The sequence below is a fragment of the Clostridium sp. genome (genome assembly GCF_029267215.1).
Classification (GTDB): domain Bacteria; phylum Bacillota; class Clostridia; order Clostridiales; family Clostridiaceae; genus Sarcina.
Genome location: NZ_JARIDH010000058.1, coordinates 1 through 9,354, shown reverse-complemented (window position 1 = coordinate 9,354; position 9,354 = coordinate 1). Strand labels below are relative to the sequence as shown.

The 9,354-nt window shown below is 29.1% G+C and carries 9 protein-coding genes; all 9 read right to left on the bottom strand.

All coding sequences use genetic code 11. The features are described 5' to 3' along the window. The coding region (locus tag Q1K13_RS10095) for a signal recognition particle receptor subunit alpha (RefSeq protein ID WP_300350332.1) at nucleotides 1–674 on the bottom strand (674 nt) is incomplete at its 3' end. 13 nt (nucleotides 675–687) lie between these two features. Continuing rightward, nucleotides 688–1,002, bottom strand: a complete 315-nt coding sequence (locus Q1K13_RS10090; RefSeq protein WP_498038044.1) for a putative DNA-binding protein — start codon at nucleotides 1,000–1,002, stop codon at nucleotides 688–690. 274 nt (nucleotides 1,003–1,276) lie between these two features. Next, the gene (gene ftsY, locus Q1K13_RS10085) at nucleotides 1,277–2,191 is read right to left on the bottom strand and encodes a signal recognition particle-docking protein FtsY (protein WP_300350328.1); all 915 of its coding nucleotides are present in this window, start codon (nucleotides 2,189–2,191) and stop codon (nucleotides 1,277–1,279) included. A gap of 14 nt (nucleotides 2,192–2,205) precedes the next feature. Then, nucleotides 2,206–5,763, bottom strand: a complete 3,558-nt coding sequence (gene smc / locus Q1K13_RS10080; protein WP_300350326.1) for a chromosome segregation protein SMC — start codon at nucleotides 5,761–5,763, stop codon at nucleotides 2,206–2,208. A 199-nt stretch (nucleotides 5,764–5,962) separates the two neighbouring features. Further along, nucleotides 5,963–7,036 carry an elongator complex protein 3 gene (locus Q1K13_RS10075; protein ID WP_300350323.1) on the bottom strand — a complete coding sequence of 358 codons (1,074 nt, stop codon included), beginning with the start codon at nucleotides 7,034–7,036 and terminating at the stop codon, nucleotides 5,963–5,965. Beyond that, nucleotides 7,015–7,728, bottom strand: a complete 714-nt coding sequence (rnc, locus tag Q1K13_RS10070; protein ID WP_498038043.1) for a ribonuclease III — start codon at nucleotides 7,726–7,728, stop codon at nucleotides 7,015–7,017. The genes Q1K13_RS10075 and rnc overlap by 22 nt, the downstream gene beginning before the upstream one ends. A 99-nt stretch (nucleotides 7,729–7,827) precedes the next feature. Then, nucleotides 7,828–8,058: an acyl carrier protein gene (gene acpP / locus Q1K13_RS10065; protein WP_300350317.1), complete on the bottom strand. Its 231-nt coding sequence runs from the start codon at nucleotides 8,056–8,058 to the stop codon at nucleotides 7,828–7,830. Nucleotides 8,059–8,134: 76 nt separating this feature from the next. Then, on the bottom strand, nucleotides 8,135–9,154 hold the full coding sequence (plsX, locus tag Q1K13_RS10060) for a phosphate acyltransferase PlsX (RefSeq protein ID WP_300350315.1): 1,020 nt from the start codon (nucleotides 9,152–9,154) through the stop codon (nucleotides 8,135–8,137). Nucleotides 9,155–9,226: 72 nt separating this feature from the next. Continuing rightward, on the bottom strand, nucleotides 9,227–9,354 hold a 128-nt coding region (gene rpmF / locus Q1K13_RS10055; protein ID WP_300350334.1), incomplete at its 5' end, for a 50S ribosomal protein L32.

Sequence of the window (9,354 nt, the reverse complement as noted above, 5' to 3'; positions counted from 1 at the left end):
GTCATTGCATCTACTACTAAAAGTATTTCACTTGGATTTGAAACTTCTTTAACATCTTTAAGCTCTTGCATTAATTCTTCATCTATATGAAGTCTACCAGCTGTATCTATGATAACAACATTATTTCCATTGTCCTTAGCATGCTCAATAGCTGCCTTAGCAATATCAACTGCCTTTACCTTATCTCCCATTGAGAAAACTGGTATATCTATTTGTTTTCCTACAACTTGTAACTGTTTTATAGCTGCAGGTCTATATATATCACAAGCCACAAGTAATGGCTTTTTGTTTTTCTTTCTTAAATGTAGTGCAAGTTTTCCTGCCATAGTAGTTTTACCAGCACCTTGAAGACCTACTAACATAAATACCGTTGGTCCATTGTCTGAGTATTTTAATTTACTCTCTGTTTCTCCCATAAGCATTGTTAGTTCTTCATTAACTATTTTAATAACCTGTTGACCTGGAGTTAAACTATTTAAAACTTCCTCACCAACACATTTATCTTTAACACTTGATATAAACTTTTTTACCACCTTGAAGTTAACATCCGCTTCTAAAAGCGCAAGTTTTACTTCTCTCATGGCTTCTTTTATATCTTTTTCTGTCAGCTTACCTTTACCCTTTAATTTTTTAAGCGTGTCTTGTAGTTTAGACGCTAATCCATCAAAAGCCATGCTTATAACCCTCCTAAGCGTTTATAATTTCCTCTAATTTTTCATTGATGTAATTTTTAGTATTTTCATCTAAATTAGAGCTCTTATTTAATTCTGCCATAAGCTCCTCTTTAATTCCATACTTTTTCTCAAATTTCTTTGATAATTTAAGTTTTTCATCATAAGAGTGAAGTTGCTTACAACATCTTTTTATTAAATCATAAATTGCTTGCCTACTGGTTTTATTAATCTCAGCAATCTCAGCTAGTGACAAATCTTCATTGTAATAAAGGGTCATAACATTAAACTGCTTCTCCGTAAGCAATGTTCCATAGTAATCTATTAACATTGATATTTCAAATCTATTTTCCATATAACCACCTTGCTCACGAATAAGATAATAACAAATAATTTTATAAGTGTCAAGTATTTTCACTTAACACTTATATTGCTAATTAAAATCTTATAAAAAGCCTGTGATTACTTACTTTTTAATAAAAGTAGATAAACAATTTTAGACTTCAAATAATATTTTTCTTAAAATTTTTCTGAAAAACATTGTGTTTTTTATTTTAAAATCATATTAATTTTTGTAATAAAACACCTTATTATAAATTCTAATATTATAATAATGCCTCAGAAAACTCCTTAGCATTGAATTTCTGTAGATCCTCTACACCTTCACCTACTCCTATATATTTAACAGGAATATTTAAAGTATTCTTTATTGAAATTACAACTCCACCTTTAGCTGTCCCATCTAACTTAGTTAATATTATTCCATCTATAGGACAAGCTTCCATGAATTGTTTTGCTTGTATAACAGCATTTTGACCAGTTGTTCCATCTAAAACTAAAAGAGTTTCTTTCTTTCTGTCTCCTAATTCTCTATCTATTATCCTATTAATCTTTGCTAACTCATCCATAAGATTTTTCTTATTATGAAGTCTTCCTGCAGTATCGCATATTAATAAATCAACATCTCTAGCCTTAGCAGCCTGAACAGCATCAAAAACAACAGCCGCCGGATCTGATCCTTCTTGATGTTTTACTATATCAACATGAGCCCTTTCACTCCATATATCTAATTGATCTATGGCAGCGGCTCTGAATGTATCAGCCGCAGCTAATAATACTTTTTTACCCTCTTTTTTATTTTTAGCAGCTATTTTACCTATAGAAGTGGTCTTACCAACACCATTTACTCCTATTATAAGCATAACCTTTTTCTCATTATCTTCTTCTATCTCTTCCTCTGCGCCTTCTAACATCATTTCAGCAATAACTTCTTTTAATGCAGGCTTAACCATTTCAACATCATTTATTTTTTCTTTTCTTATTTTAGCTTTTAATCTATCTATTATTTCAACAGTTGTATCCATTCCTATATCAGACATTATTAAAGCTTCTTCAAGCTCTTCATACATATCATCATCAATACTAACTGCTATATTTAAAGCCTCATTTATTTTATCAGTTAAATTATCTCTTGTTTTTGTTAATCCAGTTTTTAATTTATCAAATAATTTTCCAAACATTATTTTGTCCTCCTCTATTTGTCTAAGTCTACTGAAACTATTTTAGATATACCTTTCTCTTCCATAGTAACTCCATACATAGTATCAGCAGCTTCCATAGTACCCTTTCTATGGGTTATTACAATAAATTGAGTATTATCTCTAAACTTACCTAAAAACTCTGCATATCTTCTAACATTGGCATCATCTAATGCAGCCTCTATTTCATCAAGAATACAAAATGGTGTAGGTTTCATTTTTAATATTGAGAATAATAAGGCTATGGCTGATAAAACCTTCTCTCCTCCAGACATAAGATTAATATTTTGAAGTTTCTTACCTGGTGGTTGAACATTTATATCAATATTTCCTGTAAGCTCATCTCTATCACCTAAAACAAGTTTTGCAGTTCCACCTTTAAATAATTCCTTAAATGTTTCATCAAAAAACCTATTTAATATATTGAAATTCTGTCTAAATACCACTCTCATTTTAGAAGTCATTTCATCTATAACATTTAAAAGTTCTTCCTTAGCCTTCTCTAAATCATCTCTCTCTATTGATATAAAGTTATATTTTTCAGATATTTCTTTAAACTCTTCAATAGCATTCACATTAACATTTCCTAAACCAGTTATTCTTCCTTTAAGCGTAGATATTCTAGCCTTATGAGAATCAATATCTTCTATAGGCTTAAATCTATTCTTTTCATCATCAAAATTAGTATTAAATTCTTCTACAAGTCTTTTATTTAATATATTTTTTTCATTTTCTTGCTTAGTAAATGTTATATCATTTCTATGAACTTCTTCATCCTTCTTAGCGATTTCAACTGAAAGCACTTCTAAAGAATTTTCAACAAAATTAATATCTTCCTTAATTTTTCCTTTTTTAAGTTCAAAAGCTTTGAAATTTTCTTCAAGAGATAAAAGATTTTCTTCTTCTGATTTCACAAACGTCTCACATAAAGCTATCTCTTTATTGCTCTCTTCTTTATTAGACTTTATATTCTCTAAATATTTAATAATACTAATTATCTTTCCTTCAATCTCTTCTATGGAAGATTTTATTCTTGATGCTTCTTTTTCTCTTCCATCAATAACCTCTTTAAGTTTAGCTTTGTTTATTTTCATATTAGTAAGCTTTTCGCCTTTTTTTGAAAGTAATCTAGATAATTCAGAACATTCCTTTTCCAAAACCTTAACTTTTTCAGAGTTGCTTACTCCCTTATCCTCTACCTTAAGAATCTTTTCATTAACAACTTCAATTTCTTTTTCAATTTTAGCTTTTCTAATATCAATATCTTTAAGTTCTAAATCTAAAGATTTTATTGAATTCTTTATTTTAAAAGTTTCATCATTAACATTTTTAATTTTATTATTTAAATCTGCTAAATCTAAATTCTTCTCATATATTTTATCAGTTAAATCTTTTCTAATTCTTGAAAGTTCCTCTTGAGAATCATTTAAACTTAAAAGTTTTTTCCTTAATATTTTTTCCTCTTCTAAAGCCTTAATAAGATCCTCTTCTAAAGATTTAACCTCATTTTTTCTAGACATTATACCAGTATTTTTCTGATAAACACTTCCTCCAGTAAGCGCACCACCTGCATTTACTATTTCACCAGATAATGTAACAATCTTATGTCTATAATTTACCATCTTAGCAATTTTTATAGCATTATCTATATTATCACATATTATTGTTTTTCCAAGAACATAATTTATTACATTTGTATAAATCTCTTTAAAATTAACTAAGTCTGAAGCTATTCCTAAAAACCCTTCACTTTCAACTATATTTTTACTAAGCTCTAACTTTTTCCCTCTTATTATAGATAAAGGTAAGAATGTAGCTCTTCCTAGCTTATTTTCTTTTAAGTGATTAATAAGAATCTTAGCAATATTTTCATCCTCAGTAATTATATTAGAAATATTTCCACCTAAAGATATCTCTATAGCAGTTTCATATCCAGCCTTAGTTTCTAAAACCTCACCTAAAACCTTACACTTATTCTTATTTATCTTAACTTTCCCAGAATCAACACTTCCCATAATCTTCTTAACTGAAAGATTATATCCTTCATATTGTTTTTCAAGCTTGTTTAACATTTCTTTGTTAGCTTCAAGCTTATTACTTCTTCCTATGACTTTATTTAATTCTCCTTGAGTATTCTTTATATTTTCTAATATATTTTTAAACTCAAGTTCTCTTTCTTTAAGTTCAGTCTCTTTACTTTTTTTCTCTTCCTCAATATGCTGAAGCTCATTTTGAAGTGTTATTTTAGTTGCTAAATTTATTTTTAATGAATTATCATAATTTAATTGTTTTCCTTTAGAAGAATCTAATTTTTCATGCAAATTATTTAATTCACTCTCAAGCATTGTCTTTTTATTTTTAGATAAAGAAACTTTTTTTAAAAGTTCTAACTCCTCATCCTTTATATGCTTAACTTCTTTTTCCTTTGAAGCAAGCTTTAGATTTAAAGAGCTTACCTCTTCCTCTAACTTGTTTATCTCAACCAACTCTTTAGAGAACTTTTCTTTACTTGAATCAAAATCCTTCTCTATATGATTTTTTTCCTTCATTAAAGTAGCTACTTTTTTCTTATTGTCTTTTAGCTCCTCTTTATTCTTAGAAATTAAATCTTCAATATTTTTAATTCTTTCAGCTAAAAGATTAATCTTACCTAAATTTCTATTAATCTCTTCTTTTTTATTAAAGTATTCTTCTTGTTTTTTAGAATGATTATTTTCTAAAGAATCTAATTGATTTTTTAAAGAAAATAACTTTTCTCTTTCCTCTTTATACTTTTCTTTTTGTTTCTCATTGAAAGCTTTTAAATCTAGAATCTTTTCTTTTTGTTTTAATATAACCCCATCAATATTATGTAACTCACTCATAATAGATGAAATTTCCTTATGCTTAAGTTCATTAGAAAGTTCTAAATATCTTAAAGCCTTATTTTTTTCTTCCTCTAAAGGTCCTAATCTTTCCTCATAAGTAAAAATTATATCATTTATTCTAACTAAGTTTTCTTCCGTATTTTTAAGCTTTCTTTCAGCTTCCACCTTTCTAGATTTAAATTTAACTATCCCAGCGGCTTCTTCTAAAATAGCTCTTCTTTCCTCCGGCTTACCACTTAAAATGCTATCTATTTTACCCTGACCAATAAGCGAATACCCCTCTTTACCTATTCCTGTATCCATAAATAGGTTTACCACATCTTTTAATCTACAAGGAGAATTATTTATTAAATATTCACTTTCTCCAGAACGAAATAATTTTCTTGTAACCTTAACATCTAAATAATCTAAAGGAAGTTCTCCTGTTGAATTATCTAAAGTTAAAGAAACCTCAGCATATCCTATAGCTTTTCTAAACTCTGTACCAGTGAAGATTACATCCTCCATTTTAGTACCTCTTAAAGTCTTAGCACTCTGTTCTCCTAAAACCCATCTAACACTATCTGACACATTACTCTTTCCACTTCCATTAGGCCCAACTATGGCAGTTATTCCTTTTTTGAAGTTTAGTTCTGTTTTATCAGCAAATGATTTAAATCCCCTTATTTCAAGAGATTTTAAAAACATATATTCACTCCTATCCTTACATAAACATTACTCATAATAATATTGCTAAAAAGCATATCATCACAAAAATCATTGTATATTTTTCAAATTTCCCCTCTTTTTCACTAAACTTAATTCCTTATGGTATAAGTTTATATTATGAAGCTTAAAATATCAATAAAAAAAGCCTTAGAGCAACAAAACTCCAAGGCTTCCTTTTTTATAAATTTATTTTATAAATTTTTGATTCCACTTCTATTATAATCTTATCCACATCCATAGAATTCTCTACTTTAACTCTCAAATTACAATTTTTAGCCTTGTTATTCAGTTCATTGAAGTATCTTTTCTTGTCCGCATAAAGTTTAGAAACTGATTTATTGCTAATTTTTATAAGAACATCTCCACTTTTATCTTTTAAAACATCATAAATATTCTCATTTATAATACTACTTTCAACCAATTCTCTAAAAGCTGGGTGGAATGGTCCATCAACAATATCCTTCCCTAAAGCTATATTATCCGTTGGTTGAAGACCTATTCTTATAACCTGAATACCTTTTCCTTTATACATTTTATATAACTCAGCACTTATTGTAACTGCCTCTTCCAATGTATACGGCTTATACGTTCCTTCTAAATACATATCCTCCATAGGAGTATTTTTAACAGTTAATGCTGGATATATTCTACATATATCTGGTTTCATCTTAATAGATTCTTTTGCAGTTTCTCTATCTTTTTCAAAAGTGTCACAAGGTAAACCAACCATTATTTGATGCCCTAAGGTAAATCCATACTCTTTTATAAGTGTAGAAGCTTTTAAAACCTCAGAAAATCCATGACCTCTTCCTGATTTATGCAATACCTCTTCATCTAAAGATTGAACTCCAAGCTCTATTATATCAGCTCTATAACTTTTTAAATGATCTAATATAAATTCATCAATATAATCTGGTCTAGTAGATAATCTTATATAATCTATTATTTCTTTATCTTTATACTCCTTAGCCACAGCTAAAAGTTCTCTCTGCTTATTAATATCTATAGCAGTGAATGTTCCTCCAAAGAAAGAAACCTCTAAAACTCTATCGCCTTCACCAATAGTTTCTAAATATTCTTCAATGGTTCTTCTTACATAGTCACCATCAACCTTATTTTCCTGTTTAAACTTAGGACCTAATATAACTTCCTTATTTTCTCCAGTTATCTTCCCTTGATTACAAAACACACAATCATGTGGACAACCTTCATGAGGAACAAATATAGGAATTATATAGTGTCTTTTTCCCATTTAATTTCACCTAACCTTTGCAGTGCTTTCTTAGCAGCATTTTGTTCTGCTTCTTTCTTGCTATATCCAACACCTTCACCCATAGCCTCATCATTTATAATAAGATTTGTAAAGAATTTTCTTCTATGAGGTGGTCCTTCATGTTTAACTAAATCGTAAACTATATTAACCTCTCCATTTTTTTGAAGAACTTCTTGAAGTCTTGTTTTAAAATCTAAAATAATTTCTTCATTTATAGCCTGATCAATTACATTTTTAAAATTATCTAATATAAACTTATCTGCAACTTCAATCCCTTTATCTAAGTAAACAGCAGCTATAACAGCCTCCAAAGCATCAGCCTGTATAGAAGTTCTCTCTCTTCCTCCTGTTAGCTCCTCACCTTTACTCATTCTTATATGTTTTCCAAGAGATAATTTTTTAGAAACTTTATGAAGTGAATTCTCACATACAACTAAAGCTCTTATCTTTGTTAATTCTCCCTCTGATTTGTCTTTATAATTATTAAATAAATATTTTGTTACGCAAAGTTGAAGAACCGAATCTCCTAAAAATTCTAATCTTTCGTTATACTTAATATCCTTAAACTGATTAGCATAAGAACTGTGTGTTAAAGCAGTTATTAAAACTCCTTTATTCTCAAAATCAATACCTATTAGTTTTTCAACTTCTGTTATTTTTATATCTTTCACCTTAAAATTCATCTCCTTAAGGTTTATTCTTCAAGTTGTTTTTAAAACAAATTCAAGAATAAACTTAAAATCAAAAATCCCGCATAGTGCGGGACTTTATTATTTTTCTGTATGCTCAGTTATGTATTCTACTACATCTCCTACTGTTTTGAAGCCCTCAGCATCTTCATCTGGGATTTCCATTTCTAACTCCTCTTCAAGAGCCATTATTAATTCAACTATATCAAGAGAATCAGCACCTAAGTCATCTACAAATGTTGATTCCATAGTTATTTCATCTTCGTTTACGCTTAATTTATCAGCAATAATTTCTTTTAACTTATCAAACATTAAATTCACCTCCTAAGTTAATCTAATAAAATATTATTATATATAAAATACATAGTCAATATGGATTTAACATTTTTTAAATATTTTTTTGATTATCAAAGCTTTTTTTAGTAATTCCATCACTTAATTTTCCAATTAAGTCAGTTTCATAAAATTTTCTTGCTTGTTTTATTGCATTTTTGAAAGCTTTAGCATCGGAACTACCATGTGCTTTTACACAAATTCCCTTTACCCCTAAAAATGGTGCTCCACCATACTCCTTGTAATCCATTTTCTTTTTAAGATTCAATAAAGCCGGAGCTAAAAATGGCACTCCTAATTTAGCTAAAAATGATGATTTAACTTCTCTTTTAATCATACTTAAAATAGTAGAAGCTACTCCCTCATACATCTTAAGTACAGTATTACCAACAAAACCATCACAAACTAAAACATCAACATCACCATTTGAAACATCTCTAGGTTCAACATTTCCAATGAAATTAATATTTTTTTCTTCTTTCAAAAGCTGATAAGTAGCCTTTGTAAGATCATTTCCCTTTTCTTCTTCTTCTCCAATGTTAACCAATCCAACTTTTGGATTTTCTATCCCCATAACTGATTTAAAGTAAACTTCACCCATTTTGGCAAACTGAACTAAATAAGATGGTTTAGAATCAACATTGGCACCTGCATCAATTATCATAAAAGGACCATTTTTTCCTGGCATAACTGGAGCTAATGCGGGTCTTTCAACTCCCTTTATCCTCCCAACAATAAGTGTACATCCTGTTAAGAAAGCTCCTGTACTTCCTGCTGATATAACAGCATCACATTCCTTATCCTTAACAAGTCTAAGTACTTTTACAAGACTTGAATCTTTTTTCTTCTTAACAGCCATTGCTGGATGCTCATTTGTAGAAATAACTTCTTTTGCATCTATAAAGATAACTCTGTCTTTATCGTACTTAAACTTTGAAAACTCTTGTCTTAAAGTATCTTCTGGGCCTGTTATACTTATTTCTATATCACTAAACTCTTCTAATGCTTTAACACACCCTTCAACTACTGCATGTGGGCAATTATCTCCTCCCATTCCATCTACAGCAATCCTCATGAGTTTACCCCCTTTTTCTATTATATATATTTTTCCTATATATAAAGAAAAGAAAGTCATAAGACTTTCTTTCTATTCTTCAACTGATACTACTTCTTTACCTTTGTAGTGTCCGCAGTTTTTACATACTCTATGAGCCATTTTCATTTCATGACATTGTGGGCATTCTACGATACCTGGTAAGCTTGCCTTGAAAGTTT